The following is a 12,884-nucleotide window of genomic DNA, read 5'->3' on the forward strand; positions in this document are numbered from 1 at the left end:
AGAAGACTGACCTTAAGGATTCTGACATGGCCGATGTCGTCGTTGAGCGAGGTCGCGTCGCACGTGCCACGGGCGCGCGCAAGGGAAAGAGCCTGCGCAATGCGCTCGGGCGAAAATCGACGGTTGCGTTCTTCCTGACGCTGCCGCTGATCCTCCTGATCGCGCTGCTGGTGCTCTACCCCGCCTTCTACTCGGTTCACCTCGCGACGCTGAACAAGGCGATGACGAAGTTCGTCGGCCTCGGCAACTTCACCTTCCTGTTCAAGCGCGAGACGTTCTGGATGGTGGTGCAGCAGTCCTGCATCTTCGCGATCACCGCTGTCATTTTCAAGGCGATGATCGGCTTCGTCGTCGCGCATTTCGTCCATAACATCCCGGCCAAGGGCCAGCGCAAATGGCGCGGCATGCTGCTCGTGCCCTGGGTGATCCCGCCGGCGATGAGCACGCTGGCCTGGCTGTGGCTATTCGACCCCTCCTACAGCGCCTTCAACTACACCTTGTCCTTCTTCGGCGTCGGTCCGATTCCCTGGCTCGGCGAAACCTTCTGGGCGCGCTTCTCCGTCATCCTCGTCAACGTCTGGTACGGAGCGCCGTTCTTCATGATCATGTATCTGGCCGCACTCAAATCCGTGCCCGATCAGCTCTACGAGGCCGCGGCCATCGACGGCGCCAATTGGTGGCAGCGGATCTGGTACGTCACGCTGCCGATGATGCGCAACATCATCGCCATCACGACGCTGTTCTCGCTGATCGTCACCTTTGCCAATTTCGACATCGTGCGCATCCTGACCTCAGGCGGCCCGCTGGATACGACCCACCTGTTCGCCACCTGGGCGTTCCAGGTCGGCATCCAGAGCAGCGACATTCCGCTCGGCGCCTGCGTCTCGCTGTTCATGGTGCCGATCCTCGCCGTCGCAGCGATCTTCATCCTGCGCGATGTCACCAAACGCGGAAACGAAGCCTGATGAGCACGGTTGCAATCGACAAGGCCGGCCCCTCCCGCAAGGTCAAGTATGGCAGCATGAGCCGCGACCGTGCCTGGGCGCTGCGCTGGTCCTATTTCTTCCTGGTGCTGTTTGCGATCTTCTTCCTGACACCACCGGTCTACATGCTGATCACCTCGCTCAAGAGCAGCGCGGAGATCTCGGCGGCGACCAACCCCTGGTGGGTATTCCACCCGACGCTGTCGAACTATGTCGAGCTGTTGAGCTCGAACCAGTTTCTGCGCTTCTTCTGGAATTCGTCGATCGTGTCGATCGTGGTCGTCATCATCACGATGGTGATCAGCATTCCCGCGGCCTTTGCCCTGGCCCGGATGAAATTCTGGGGCTCGGCGACGCTGGCCACCGGCGTCTTCCTGACCTACCTGATCCCGGACAGTCTCCTGTTCATCCCGCTGTTCAAGATGCTCGGCGTGGTCCAGGATTATACCGGCATCACGCTGTTGAACCGATGGTATGTGCTGCTGTTCATCTATCCGACGCTGACGGTGCCGTTCTGCACCTGGATCATGATCGGCTATTTCGCCTCGGTCCCGAAGGAGCTCGACGAGGCCGCGCTCATCGACGGCGCCTCCTGGCTGCAGACGCTGACACGCATCTTCATCCCGGTCGCGCTGCCCGGGCTGATCGCAGCGACCATCTTCGCCTTCACGGTGTCCTGGGCCCAATTCCTCTATCCCCTGGTGTTCACGACATCGGTCGACCAGCTGGTGCTGCCGGTCGGTATCACCACCACGCTGATCAAGGGCGATGTGTTCAACTGGGGTCAGATCATGACCGGCGCGCTGCTCGGCGCCGCGCCGCCGCTGATCATCTACGCGTTCCTGATGGACTACTACATTGCCGGCTTGACCGCCGGCGCGACAAAGGGCTGATGACTCATGGCTGACGTTGCTCTGCGGAAAGTAGTTAAGCGTTACGACGATGTCGAAGCCGTGCGAGGCATCGACCTCGACATCGCCGACCATGAGTTCATCGTGCTGGTCGGCCCCTCCGGCTGCGGCAAGTCGACGACGCTGCGGATGATCGCAGGGCTCGAGGACATCAGCGACGGCGACATCATGATCGGCGGCGACGTGGTCAACGACGTGCCGCCGAAGGACCGCGACATCGCCATGGTGTTCCAGAATTACGCGCTCTACCCGCACATGACGGTCGCGGAGAATATGTCGTTCGGTCTGCGCCTGAAGCACTACCCCAAGGCCGAGATCAAGGCCCGCGTGACGGAGGCAGCCCGGCTCCTCGACATCACCGACCTGATCGACCGCAAGCCGAAGCAGCTCTCCGGCGGCCAGCGCCAGCGCGTCGCCATGGGCCGCGCCATCGTGCGCAATCCCAAAGTCTTTCTCTTCGACGAGCCGCTCTCCAATCTCGACGCCAAGCTGCGCGTGCAGATGCGGATCGAGATCAAGAAGGTGCACCAGAAGGTGCGCACCACCACCGTCTACGTCACCCACGACCAGGTCGAGGCGATGACGCTGGCCGACCGCGTGGTGGTGATGAACAAGGGGCGCATCGAGCAGATCGGCACGCCGAACGAGCTCTACCACAAGCCGGCGACGCGCTTCGTCGCAGGCTTCATCGGCTCGCCGGCGATGAATTTCATCCCGTGCCGCCTCGAGGATGTCGGCGGCACGCTCCAGATCCGCCTCACCGACCGTATCGCTTTCCCGCTGCCGCCGGCCCGTGCCGCGCGATACAACGCGTTGCCGCGCACCGACAAGCTGCTGCTCGGCCTCCGGCCCGAGCATCTGACGGAGTCGCACGCGCATCTCGAGCCCGGGGTCGAGACCTTCGAGACCGTGCTCGACGTGACCGAGCCGATGGGAATGGAGACGCTGGTCTATTTCGGGCTCGACGGCACGCCGGTGTGCGGCCGCGTCAATCCCAATGCCGGCGCCAAGGACGGGGCACCCATGCGCCTGGCGATGGACCTCAACAACATGCACCTGCTAAATGAGGAAACCGGCGTCGTGTTGTGACGCCGTGAAGAAACGCTAGCAGGCAGGGAGCGATGGCGACCAACAAGAAGAAGATTTTCGTTACTCAAACTTTGTCGCAAGGGGCGCGCGCCCTCCTCACCCAGCGGGACGATATCGAGCTCGTCGAGTTTTCCAACCTGATCTCCGCGAAGGACTTTGAGGCGCTGCTGAAGAGCCATGCGCCGGTCCATGGGGTGGCGTTAGGTGCCACCGCCTTCGGCGAGACCGAGCTCGAGGCGGCCCGCGACATGAAGGTGGTGACCCGCATCGGCGTCGGCTACGACGCCGTCGACGTGCCCGCGCTCTCCCGCCGCAAGGTGCCGCTGATGGTCGCCGGCAGCGCCAACTCGCCCTCGGTCGCGGAAGCGGCGCTGTTCATGATGCTGACGCTGGCCAAGCGCGCGCAGGAGCTGCATGCCTGCGTCAAGGATGGCACATGGGCCGACCGGCTCGGCATGCTGCCGTTCGACCTCTACGGCAAGACCGTGCTGGTCATCGGGTTCGGCCGCATCGGCAGTCGTACCGCCAGGCGCTGCCTGGCGTTCGAGATGAAGGTGCAGGTCTACGATCCCTATAAGCCCGCCGCCGAAATCAAGGCCGCCGGCTGCGAGCCCATCACTGACCTCGACGCCGCGCTAGCTCACGCCGATTTCGTCACCATCCACTGCCCGAAGACGCCGGAGACCGTCGGCCTGTTCGATGCGGCGCGGATCGGCCGGATGAAGCCGAAATCCTACCTCATCAATACCGCGCGCGGCGGCATCGTGAAGGAAGCGGCGCTCTGCGACGCCCTGGTGTCGGGAAAGCTCGCCGGCGCCGGTATCGACGTGTTCGAGGTGGAGCCGCCGCCGGTCAGCAACGCGCTGTTCGCGCTGTCCAACGTCATCATGGCACCGCATGTGGCCGGCGTCACGGTCGAGGCTGTCCAGCGCATGAGCGAGCAGACCGCGCGCAACATCCTGAGCGTGCTGGACGGCGATCCCATCCGGCAGAACGTGATCAATCAGGACGTGCTGGGCTGAGCGACAGGCGGACGCATGGCGCGGGCGGTCGCATCGCGTCATGAGTGACCTTAACATGTTGCGCGGACCCGGCGGCTGCGAGCGCACGGAAGCCGAGTATCGCAGACTGGCCGTCTTGGCCGGCTTCTCTTTCGCAGGGACGACTGATATCGGCTCGTTCAGCCTCATCAAATCAGGAAGGTCGGTGAGTGAAGCGGACACTGTTGTGCGCACCGCCGCACCTGCATGACAAACTCCGATTTTCCTGGAGGACCATCGGCCCATCCTGATGCCCGCTCCGGGTCACAACCGGGCTTGGGACCATTTAGCGGAGTGGCCGACGGTCTCTGCAGGTTGAAAGGCGATAATGTCCGGCGGCCCCCGACGGGAGGATTCCTTTTTGCTCGCCGGTGTTTCCTCTGTACGGTGGAGAACGGGCATGCAGGGATCACTAGGGAAAAAGATCGGTGAAGGCGCCTTCTCCGAAGCTTACGCCTGGGCGCCCGGTCAGGTGGTGAAGCTGTTCAAGGCCGGCGTCTCTCATCAGCTCGGTCGGCATGAAGCCCGAATGATCCGCGCTGTCCATGCCGCCGGCCTCCCGGTGCCGGCGGTGTTCGGCGAGGTGATCTTGGACGGGCGCTTCGGCATCGTGCTGCAGCGGCTCGACGGACCGACCCTGTGGCAGCTCTCGCGGACCGGCGCGGTGACGTTCGAACGGGCGGGAGCGATTGTCGCCGCGCTTGCCATGTCCGTTCACAAGACGCCCCCGCCGCCGGAGGTCCTCTCCCTGCGCGAGTATATGGAGGCGGAGTTGCGGCACGACGACGGCAAGCTTCCGAAGCACGTCGCCACCGATGTCCTCGCGCTGATCGAGCGCTTGTCGTCCGACGACAGGCTCTGCCATTGCGACCTGAGCCCCGGCAACGTGATCATGACGGCGGAAGGCCCAAAGCTCGTCGACTGGACTTTCGTGATGCGCGCGCCCGCCGCCGTCGACCTCGGGTTCTTGCATGTCATCCTGTCCGAGCTCGCCCCGGAAATCGCTGACAATCCCGAGCGGCCGCGCGCGACCAATGCGGCGGCGCAATCCGAATATGCGCGGCTGGCCGGCACGTCTCTCGCGGAGCTGACGGCGGCAATGGAGCCGTATTTGCCCATCGTCCGCACCTTCGTCGTCCTCGGCAACGTGGTGCCGTCCTTGCGGGAGCGGCTGATCCAACGCATTGAGGCGGGTTTGCGCTCGGAAGACTGAACAGTCTTGGTCGCGCGCGCGAGCCGTTCCTCGAGTAAACGACGCGTAAACGACGTCGTGTCCTTAATGGCATTTTCTGGGTCTTGCGATCCGGGGCACCTGGCGTGATCTGCCCGAGGCATTTGGTCCGCCACGTGCTACAACCGCTTCATCCGCTGGCGGCGGGCTGGTGTCGTCGCATGGTGACACGCTACGACAGGCTTGCCGCCAACTACCCTGCTTTCGTTCAACTGGCGTCAATCAGGCTATGGCTGCGCCTTAATGAGTTCGCGTCCTGGAAAGCATGAGTCCGCGTCCCAGAAAGTGTCCCATTTTGGTGCAGATCGAGCCCCAACTCAGCCTCAATCGAACGCGCGTAATAGGACCGGCCGCGGCGGCAGCGGGACAGACTGGCCGGCCGCGTCGAGCTGGAGGATGACCCTTGGCAGAGATCGACCCGACCGACCACGCGCTGGCGACCATCGCCAGCATTTTGGAGCACCCCGAGCCCGTCCTCGTCGTCCGCGATAGCGCGACCGAGACGGCGGTTGCCGATGAGCAGGCGGTGGCCCAGGAGCAGGTCGTTACCGACGAGCATCCTGTCGTCGAGGAGCAGCCGCTGGTGCCGGAGCACACCGATGCCGATGGCTACAGCAAGGTCGGTCCCGGCCCCATGGTGGCGATCCGTCTCAAATGGACGGTCCATCGCGGCGATGACGGCCAGTATTACGTCCACGAGACCATCGGCGAGCAGTCCGCCCCCGTGGTCAGCGGCCCGATGACGAGCGAGGCCGCTGTGCGTTTCGTCGATGCGCAGGAGGAAGAGGCCAATAAACGCTTCGAGCTGCTCCGCAGCGAGATCGCCGGCCGCAGCTCGCTCGCCGATTACGAGCGCAAGGGCGAAGCGTAAGGCAGCTAGCAGACCAGGTCTCGCTACACCTCTCCCGCAGGGAGAGGCAAACACGGAGCCCTACTTCCGCCCGAGATAATCCTTCTTCACGAGCTCGACGCCGGCGTGCCGTAGCAGGTCGTAGGCCGTGGTGACGTGAAAGAAGAACTGCGGCACGCTGAACGTCAGCAGCAGCGTCCGCCCTGTGAAGGGCAGCTCGGTGCCGTTCTTCAGCCTGAAGAAGACGTTCTGCTCCGCCGCGGCATCGATCTCCGCACGCGGCAAGCTTTCGATGAACTCGATCGACGTTGCGATACGCGCTTGAAGCCCGGCCATATCGTGCTCCAGCGCCGGCAGCGCCACCGGCTCGCGCTGCGCCAGCAGGGCCGGCGCAACGGTAGCGTGGCGGCAGGCCTCACCGACCTGCTGCGCCAGGTCGTACATGTTCGGCGCAAGGCGCATGCCGAGCAGAACCGTCGGGTTGAACTTGCGGGCCTCTGCATAAGCGACGCCCTTGTCGAGCAGCGCGGACAGGTTGCGCAAATAGGGCACGAACAGGCCGACCGAGGCCTCGTACATCGATATCGTCACCTCAAGGATTCCCTTCAATTCTGCCTCGCCCGCGACGGGCATCTGGTCTAAATCCACGTCCGAACGGCTGCACAATGACAGCTCGCGCAGGGGTAGAAAAGAGATGATCGTTCGAATCGTGGCGGCCTTGGCCGTGGTGTTGCTGGCAAACCTTTCGGCGCAAGCGCAGCAGGCGCCCTCGCGTCTCGACGAGATCGTCCAGCGCGGCACGCTGCGCGTCGGCATGACCGGCGACTACAAGCCATTCACCTACCTGGACAAGACGACGCAGCAGTTCAGCGGCTTCGACGTCGACATGGCGCAGGCGCTCGGCAAAGCCCTCGGGGTCAAGGTCGAGTTCGTGCCGACGGCTTGGCCGAAGCTGATGAAGGATTTCGAGGCCGACCAGTTCGACATCGCCATGGGCGGCGTGTCGGTCACGCTCGACCGGCAGAAGAAGGGCTTCTTCTCGACGCCGATCATGCGCGAGGGCAAGACGCCGATCACGCGCTGCGCCGACGTCGGCAAGTACCAGAGCCTCGCCGACATCGACAAGAAGGGCACCCGCATCATCGTCAATCCCGGCGGCACCAACGAGCGCTTTGCGCGTGCCAACATCAAGGATGCCGAGATCACCGTCTTCCCCGACAACACAGCGATCTTCGACGAGATCGCCAAGGGCAACGCCGATCTGATGATGACGGACGCCTCCGAGACACGCTACCAGCAGAAGCAGCACGCCGGCGTGCTGTGCGCGGTGCATCCCGAAAAGCCGTTCGACTTCTCCGAGAAGGCCTATTGGCTGCAGCGCGACATGGCGCTGAAAGCCTTCATCGACCAATGGCTGCACATTTCCATGGAAGATGGCAGCTACAAGAAGATCTACGCGGCCTGGTTCGATTAAGGCCGCGTCCTCCTGTCGCTTGCCCCGCCAAACTTTGGACCGGCCCCAGGCCTATTGAACCCGGAGCCGCCGGAAGACGACTCATACCAACGACAGTGATCTAGATCACTTTTTGCGATGTTGCCGGCGCGTAAGCGTCGGTGCGGGGACGATCTGTTGAGGAGACGGAAATGAGGAAGCTGTTGGCCGCGGCCGCATTCCTTTTGGCGAGCACCGCCGCGCAGGCGCAGTACACCTTCGAATATGGCGGGCGCACCATCCGCATCGATCCGGACCGCGGCACCGTGCAGATCCCCGGCGTGTTTGACAACACCGGCCAGGGCAAGGCCAAGAAGGCCAAGAAGAACGAGCAGGCGCCGAACCAGCAACCGCAACAAGCGACGGTCGAGCCGCAAACGCCGGCGGCGCCAGCTCCGGTTCCCGCCCCGGTCACCCCTCCGCCCGTGGCCGCGCAGCCGCCCGCACCAGCGCCCACTGCCGCAGCAGCGCCGCCACCCGCTCCGCCACCACCAGCTTCACCGACGACCACGACGGCCACTAGCACGCCGGCCGATACGCCCTTGGTGCCGCCGCCGGCACCTGCGCCTGCCACGCAGCAGGCAGCGCCGGCCGCGCCGCCTCCGCCCGCTCCGGCGCCTGCCCCCGCCCCCGTTCAGGCGGCCGCGGCGGCACCCTCTCCGGCAACCGCGCCCACACGCGATCTCAATTCACCGGTCGGCGTCTGGCTCACCGAGGAGAAGGAAGGCAAGGTCCGCATCGAGCAATGCGGCACCAACCTCTGCGGCTACTCGGTCGACAGCAAGTCGAACCAGAACGGCGAGCAGGTTCTGATCAACATGAAACCCGGCAAGGACCAGAAATGGTCCGGCCGCATCCTCGATCCGAACTCGGGCTCGACCTATGATTCGACGATCGCCATGAAGGGCACCGACCAGTTGCGCGTGCAGGGGTGCGCCTTCGGCGGCATGTTCTGCGGCGGCCAGACGTGGACGCGGGTGAACTAGAGCCTCTCGAATTCTCCAGGACCGGGTGATTCCGGGGCACGCGAAGCGTGAACCCGGCATCTCGAGAATTCCGCGTTCGGCGACGCATCGCGTTGGGGCGATGCGTCTTGTCCGGGACACAGCAGCCTTAGCCCAACGCGGCCCCGTATTCCGCGTCGGTGACCGGCTCCAGCCAGGTCGAGTAGACGCCGTCGAGCGCTTCCTGCATGGCGATGTGGCACATGCCGTTGGTCGGTGATGCGCCGTGCCAATGCACTTCGCCCGGCGGAATCCAGATGGTGTCGCCGGGGCGGATCTCGCGGATCGGGCCGCCCTTGGACTGGACGCGGCCGACGCCGGAGATGACGTAGAGCGTCTGCCCGAGCGGATGGTGATGCCAATTGGTGCGTGCGCCCGGCTCGAATGCGACGCGCGAGCAGTTCAGCCGTGCCGGTGCGGGCGCCATGATGACGGGGTCCTGCCACACGGTGCCGGTGAAGTTTTCCTTGGGCGCGCGCCGGGTCGGCCGCGTGCCTGCAACAGTGATTTCCATTGGGATTACCTCGCTGCTTCCCGACTACTTCTTGCTGGCGGCGTAGCGCGCCTTGGTCTCGGCATTCATGGGATAGAGGCCCGGCAGCACGGCGCCGTTGTTCACCTCGTTGACGATCCAGGCCTCCATGCGCTCCTGCTCGACGCCCTCGGCGAGGACGTGGTCGAGCATCGCTTGCGGGATCAGCACGCAGCCGTCCTGGTCAGCGACCACGATGTCGTTCGGAAACACGGCAACGCCGCCGCAACCGATCGGCTCGCCCCAGCCGACGAAGGTCAGGCCCGCGACGGAAGGGGGCGCGGCATAGCCGTCGCACCACACGGGAAGATTGGTGCCGAGCACGCCCTCGACGTCACGCACGACGCCGTCGGTCACGAGCGCGGTGACGCCGCGCTTGACCATGCGCGCGCAGAGGATGTCGCCGAAGATGCCGGCATCGGTGATGCCCATGGCATCGACCACGGCGATGCAGCCCTCCGGCATCGCCTCGATCGCGGTGCGGGTCGAGATCGGCGAGGACCAGGATTCCGGCGTTGCCAGGTCCTCGCGCGCCGGCACGAAGCGCAGCGTGAAAGCCGGTCCGACCAGCCGCGGCAAGCCCGGGCGCAGCGGACGGGCGCCGCGCATCCACACATTGCGCAGCCCCTTCTTCAGCAGGACCGTGGTGATGGTGGCGGTGGTGATGCCGGCGAGGGTCTTGCGGGCTTCGGGGGACAGCGACATGGACGAGAACGAGCTCCGGATAGGCGGGAAAAGAACGCGCGCATCTTGCGAGCCGCAAGCCTTGCGTCAAGGGCCTCGAGGCTGGCAATAACGCAGGGCCGCTGGGCTATTATGCGACGCGATAACAAGGCTTTATCGCTTCCCCTTGCATTAATTTATTGGACTTGCGGGCGCATTTACGCGAAGCAGGGCAAAGCGGAACTCGAACGTCGGGGGCCGCATTCTTCAGAAGCCCGATTTCGACAGCTCCATGGCCGCGACGCTTCCCCCGCCCCGCCTTTTGCCCAGTGGCGACAGCGCCGTCACGGTCGAGTTCAGCCGCACCATCGACGAGGACGCCAACCAGCGCGTGCTGGCGCTGGACAAGGCGCTCGCAGCGAGCCCAATCGACGGCATCACCGAGACGGTACCGACCTATCGCTCGCTGCTGGTGCATTACGATCCCGGCAAGATCGGTTTCGACGCGCTGGGCGAAAAGATCCTCGCGATCGCCACCCAGCCGCTGCCGCCGGTCACCAAGGCGCGCCGCTGGCGCATTCCCGTCGCCTATGGCGGCGAGCATGGCATCGATCTCGAGGATGTCGCGAAGGCGCTGGGCACCACGCCCGACGATATTGTCGCCCGGCATGTCGGCGGCGACTACAAGGTCGCCATGATCGGGTTCACGCCGGGTTGGTCCTATCTCAGTGGCCTCGACAAGTCCCTGCACATGTCGCGGCGGCAAAACCCGCGGCTGCTGACACCCGCCGGGACGATCTCGATCGGCGGCGTCCAGGCCGGCATCCAATGCCTGGCCGCCCCGAGCGGCTGGCACCTCCTGGGCCGTACGCCTGTCAGAACATATCAGCTCCATCGCAATCCGACCTTCCTCACCGAACCCGGTGATCGCGTGACTTTCTTCGCCATCGACCACAAGACGTTCGAGGAGATGGATCGCGCTGCGGAAGCCGGCGAGATCATCGCTGAGCAGGTGGTCGCATGAGCCGGCTCGTCGTCCCCAGCATCGGCCCTGCAAGCTCCGTCCAGGATGGCGGGCGCTTCGGCGCGCAGCGCTATGGCTTGACGGTGAGCGGGGCGATGGACCGGCTGTCGCTTGCGGCGGCGAACACGCTCGTCGGCAACGAGCCTTTCGCGGCCGCCGTCGAGATCGGCCCGTTCGGCGCCTCCTTCACAGCCCGCGACGGCGCCGTGCGCGTGGCGCTATCAGGCGCACCGCGCAATGCGGACGTCGCCGGAAACCCGGTCGCGATGGACACATCGGTGACGCTGAAGGATGGCGAGACGCTGACGCTCGGCTTTGCCCGCGGCGGCGCGTTCACGTATCTGGCAATCGAAGGCGCCATCAAGGGCGAGCCGGTGTTCGGCAGTCTCGCGGTGAATGCGCGCGCCGGCCTCGGCAGCCCCTACCCGCGCCCGCTCCAGGCCGGCGACGAGTTCACGGTCGATGCCGCGAGCGGTGCACCGGAGCTGCGCATCGAGCTGCCGAAGCCGGCGAGCGGCCCGATCCGCGTGGTGCTGGGGCCGCAGGACGACGAGTTCGACGAGGCCAACAAGGCGCTGTTCCTGAACAGCGAGTGGAAGATCTCGGCCACCTCCGACCGCATGGGCTACCGGCTCGAAGGCCCCGCGATCAAGCATCTGCACGGCCACAACATCGTCTCCGACGGCACGGTCAATGGCAGCATTCAGGTGCCCGGCAACGGCGCGCCGATCGCGCTGATGATGGACCGCGGCACCTCCGGTGGCTATCCGAAGATCGCAACGGTGATTACGGCCGATATCGGCCGCCTCGCGCAGACCTCGGCAGGAACCGCGTTCCGCTTCAAGGCCGTCAGCATTTCCGAAGCGCAGGACGAGGCGCGAAAATTCGCGCAGTTGATCCGCAGCCTACCCGATCGCCTGCGCTCCTCCGACACCGTCGCGCTCAACATCGAGGCGCTCAGCGATGCTAACGTGGCGGGCTATGCGGTCAGCGCGGTCGATGCCGGGACGTGGCAAGTCGCGGCGGAGCCGTAAACGGCAACAAGACCAGAGGCGGAGAGCACCCCATGAAGACAGTCGATCTTAATTGCGACCTCGGCGAAGGTTTTGGCGCGTGGGAGATGGGCAACGATGCCGCCATGATCGAGTTGGCGAGCTCGGTCAACGTCGCCTGCGGCTTCCACGCCGGGGACCCCGACATCATGCGCAGGACGGTGGAGCTGGCAAAGGCGCGCGGCGTCTCGGTCGGCGCGCATCCCGGCTACCGCGACCTGCACGGGTTCGGCCGCCACCCGATCGCAGGGCTCAAGGCCTCCGAGATCGAGAACCTCGTCGCCTACCAGATCGGCGCGCTGCAGGCGATCGCGACCGCGGCCGGCCACAAGGTCACCCATGTGAAGGCGCACGGCGCGCTCTCCAATGTCGCCTGCGAGGACGACATGACCGCGAAGGCGATCGCCGCCGGCATCAAGGCGGTCGATCCCAGCCTGATCTTCGTCGTGCTCGCCAATTCGAAACTGGTGAAGGCCGGCGAAGCGGCCAATCTGCCGATGGTGCACGAGGTGTTCGCCGACCGCGCCTACGAGGACGACGGCAATCTGGTCTCGCGCAAGAAGCCGGGCGCGGTGCTGCACGATGCCAAGGCGATCGCCGACCGCGTGGTGCGCATGGTGCAGGACGGCGCGGTGGTCTCGGTGACCGGCAAGGTGATCAAGATGCGCACGGACACGGTCTGCATCCACGGCGACACGCCGGGCGCGGTCGAGATCGCGCGTGGCGTACGTCAGGCGTTGAAGGAAGCCGGGATCGAGGTCGCGCCGTTCAAGCGCGCGTGAGATACGTAAGAAGGGTACAGGGTGGGCGCGGCGCTATGCGCCTTTGCCCACCCGACGAGAGCATCAGAATGGGTGCACCGACAGCGTCCCGAACACGATCGCCGCGATCACCGCAAACGCGCTGTACATCGCAACGTGGTGCATGCTCGCCCCGGTCCGACGCGAGAGCGAACGCGCGTAGAAGTGCAGCCTGGCTTCAGCCGATAGTGCGCGCATGGTCGATCTCCAACG

15 protein-coding genes and 1 pseudogene are annotated in these 12,884 nt (G+C 65.1%); 12 read left to right on the forward strand and 4 right to left on the reverse strand.

Features of this window, described 5'->3' with window-relative positions; translation table 11 throughout:
- Positions 1–26 precede the first annotated feature (26 nt).
- The 7 genes and pseudogenes from P6U28_RS13585 (at position 27) to P6U28_RS13615 (ending at position 6,125) form a co-directional block, all read left to right on the forward strand.
- A complete protein-coding gene (locus tag P6U28_RS13585) occupies positions 27–965 on the forward strand; it encodes a carbohydrate ABC transporter permease (RefSeq protein ID WP_122403237.1) in 939 nt (312 codons plus the stop codon).
- Complete coding sequence (locus tag P6U28_RS13590) at positions 965–1,876, forward strand: carbohydrate ABC transporter permease (protein WP_122403236.1); 912 nt, start codon at positions 965–967, stop codon at positions 1,874–1,876. The genes P6U28_RS13585 and P6U28_RS13590 overlap by 1 nt, the downstream gene beginning before the upstream one ends.
- A 6-nt stretch (positions 1,877–1,882) precedes the next feature.
- Positions 1,883–2,983 (forward strand): ABC transporter ATP-binding protein, encoded by a 1,101-nt coding sequence (locus tag P6U28_RS13595; RefSeq protein WP_122403235.1) that lies wholly within the window; start codon positions 1,883–1,885, stop codon positions 2,981–2,983.
- Positions 2,984–3,015: 32 nt separating this feature from the next.
- Entirely contained in the window at positions 3,016–4,005 is a 990-nt protein-coding gene (locus P6U28_RS13600) for a hydroxyacid dehydrogenase (RefSeq protein WP_407122435.1), read from the forward strand.
- 418 nt (positions 4,006–4,423) lie between these two features.
- On the forward strand, positions 4,424–5,236 hold the full coding sequence (locus tag P6U28_RS13605; protein WP_122403233.1) for an aminoglycoside phosphotransferase family protein: 813 nt from the start codon (positions 4,424–4,426) through the stop codon (positions 5,234–5,236).
- Positions 5,208–5,410, forward strand: a pseudogene (locus P6U28_RS13610) (transposase); the annotation flags it as partial. The gene P6U28_RS13605 and the pseudogene P6U28_RS13610, both read left to right, overlap by 29 nt.
- 247 nt (positions 5,411–5,657) lie before the next feature.
- The gene (locus P6U28_RS13615) at positions 5,658–6,125 is read left to right on the forward strand and encodes a hypothetical protein (protein ID WP_162500273.1); all 468 of its coding nucleotides are present in this window, start codon (positions 5,658–5,660) and stop codon (positions 6,123–6,125) included.
- 60 nt (positions 6,126–6,185) lie between these two features.
- On the opposite strand, the gene P6U28_RS13620 is transcribed toward P6U28_RS13615, so the two are convergent.
- Positions 6,186–6,683 carry a DUF1993 family protein gene (locus P6U28_RS13620; RefSeq protein WP_122406666.1) on the reverse strand — a complete coding sequence of 166 codons (498 nt, stop codon included), beginning with the start codon at positions 6,681–6,683 and terminating at the stop codon, positions 6,186–6,188.
- Between the two features lie 115 nt (positions 6,684–6,798).
- Between P6U28_RS13620 and P6U28_RS13625 the strand changes: the two genes are divergently transcribed.
- A complete protein-coding gene (locus P6U28_RS13625; protein ID WP_122403232.1) occupies positions 6,799–7,578 on the forward strand; it encodes a transporter substrate-binding domain-containing protein in 780 nt (259 codons plus the stop codon).
- A 170-nt stretch (positions 7,579–7,748) separates the two neighbouring features.
- Positions 7,749–8,582, forward strand: a complete 834-nt coding sequence (locus P6U28_RS13630) for a DUF2147 domain-containing protein (RefSeq protein ID WP_122403231.1) — start codon at positions 7,749–7,751, stop codon at positions 8,580–8,582.
- 127 nt (positions 8,583–8,709) lie between these two features.
- Here P6U28_RS13630 and P6U28_RS13635 read toward each other — a convergent pair whose 3' ends face one another.
- Both P6U28_RS13635 and P6U28_RS13640 read right to left on the reverse strand, forming a co-directional pair.
- Positions 8,710–9,114 (reverse strand): cupin domain-containing protein, encoded by a 405-nt coding sequence (locus P6U28_RS13635; RefSeq protein ID WP_209296197.1) that lies wholly within the window; start codon positions 9,112–9,114, stop codon positions 8,710–8,712.
- Positions 9,115–9,138: 24 nt separating this feature from the next.
- A complete protein-coding gene (locus P6U28_RS13640; RefSeq protein WP_027550912.1) occupies positions 9,139–9,837 on the reverse strand; it encodes a ribonuclease activity regulator RraA in 699 nt (232 codons plus the stop codon).
- A gap of 250 nt (positions 9,838–10,087) precedes the next feature.
- Here P6U28_RS13640 and pxpB point away from each other — a divergent pair, with 250 nt between their 5' ends.
- The 3 genes from pxpB to P6U28_RS13655 are packed head-to-tail and all read left to right on the forward strand — an operon-like array spanning position 10,088 to position 12,653.
- Entirely contained in the window at positions 10,088–10,819 is a 732-nt protein-coding gene (gene pxpB / locus P6U28_RS13645; protein ID WP_122403229.1) for a 5-oxoprolinase subunit PxpB, read from the forward strand.
- Positions 10,816–11,853 carry a biotin-dependent carboxyltransferase family protein gene (locus P6U28_RS13650; RefSeq protein ID WP_122403228.1) on the forward strand — a complete coding sequence of 346 codons (1,038 nt, stop codon included), beginning with the start codon at positions 10,816–10,818 and terminating at the stop codon, positions 11,851–11,853. Before pxpB ends, P6U28_RS13650 begins: the two co-directional genes overlap by 4 nt.
- A 32-nt stretch (positions 11,854–11,885) precedes the next feature.
- Positions 11,886–12,653 (forward strand): LamB/YcsF family protein, encoded by a 768-nt coding sequence (locus P6U28_RS13655; RefSeq protein WP_122403227.1) that lies wholly within the window; start codon positions 11,886–11,888, stop codon positions 12,651–12,653.
- Positions 12,654–12,716: 63 nt separating this feature from the next.
- Here P6U28_RS13655 and P6U28_RS13660 read toward each other — a convergent pair whose 3' ends face one another.
- Positions 12,717–12,869 carry a hypothetical protein gene (locus P6U28_RS13660; RefSeq protein ID WP_164936884.1) on the reverse strand — a complete coding sequence of 51 codons (153 nt, stop codon included), beginning with the start codon at positions 12,867–12,869 and terminating at the stop codon, positions 12,717–12,719.
- Positions 12,870–12,884 lie beyond the last annotated feature (15 nt).

The sequence above is a fragment of the Bradyrhizobium sp. STM 3561 genome, assembly GCF_045571455.1.
In the GTDB taxonomy this organism is placed as follows: domain Bacteria; phylum Pseudomonadota; class Alphaproteobacteria; order Rhizobiales; family Xanthobacteraceae; genus Bradyrhizobium; species Bradyrhizobium vignae.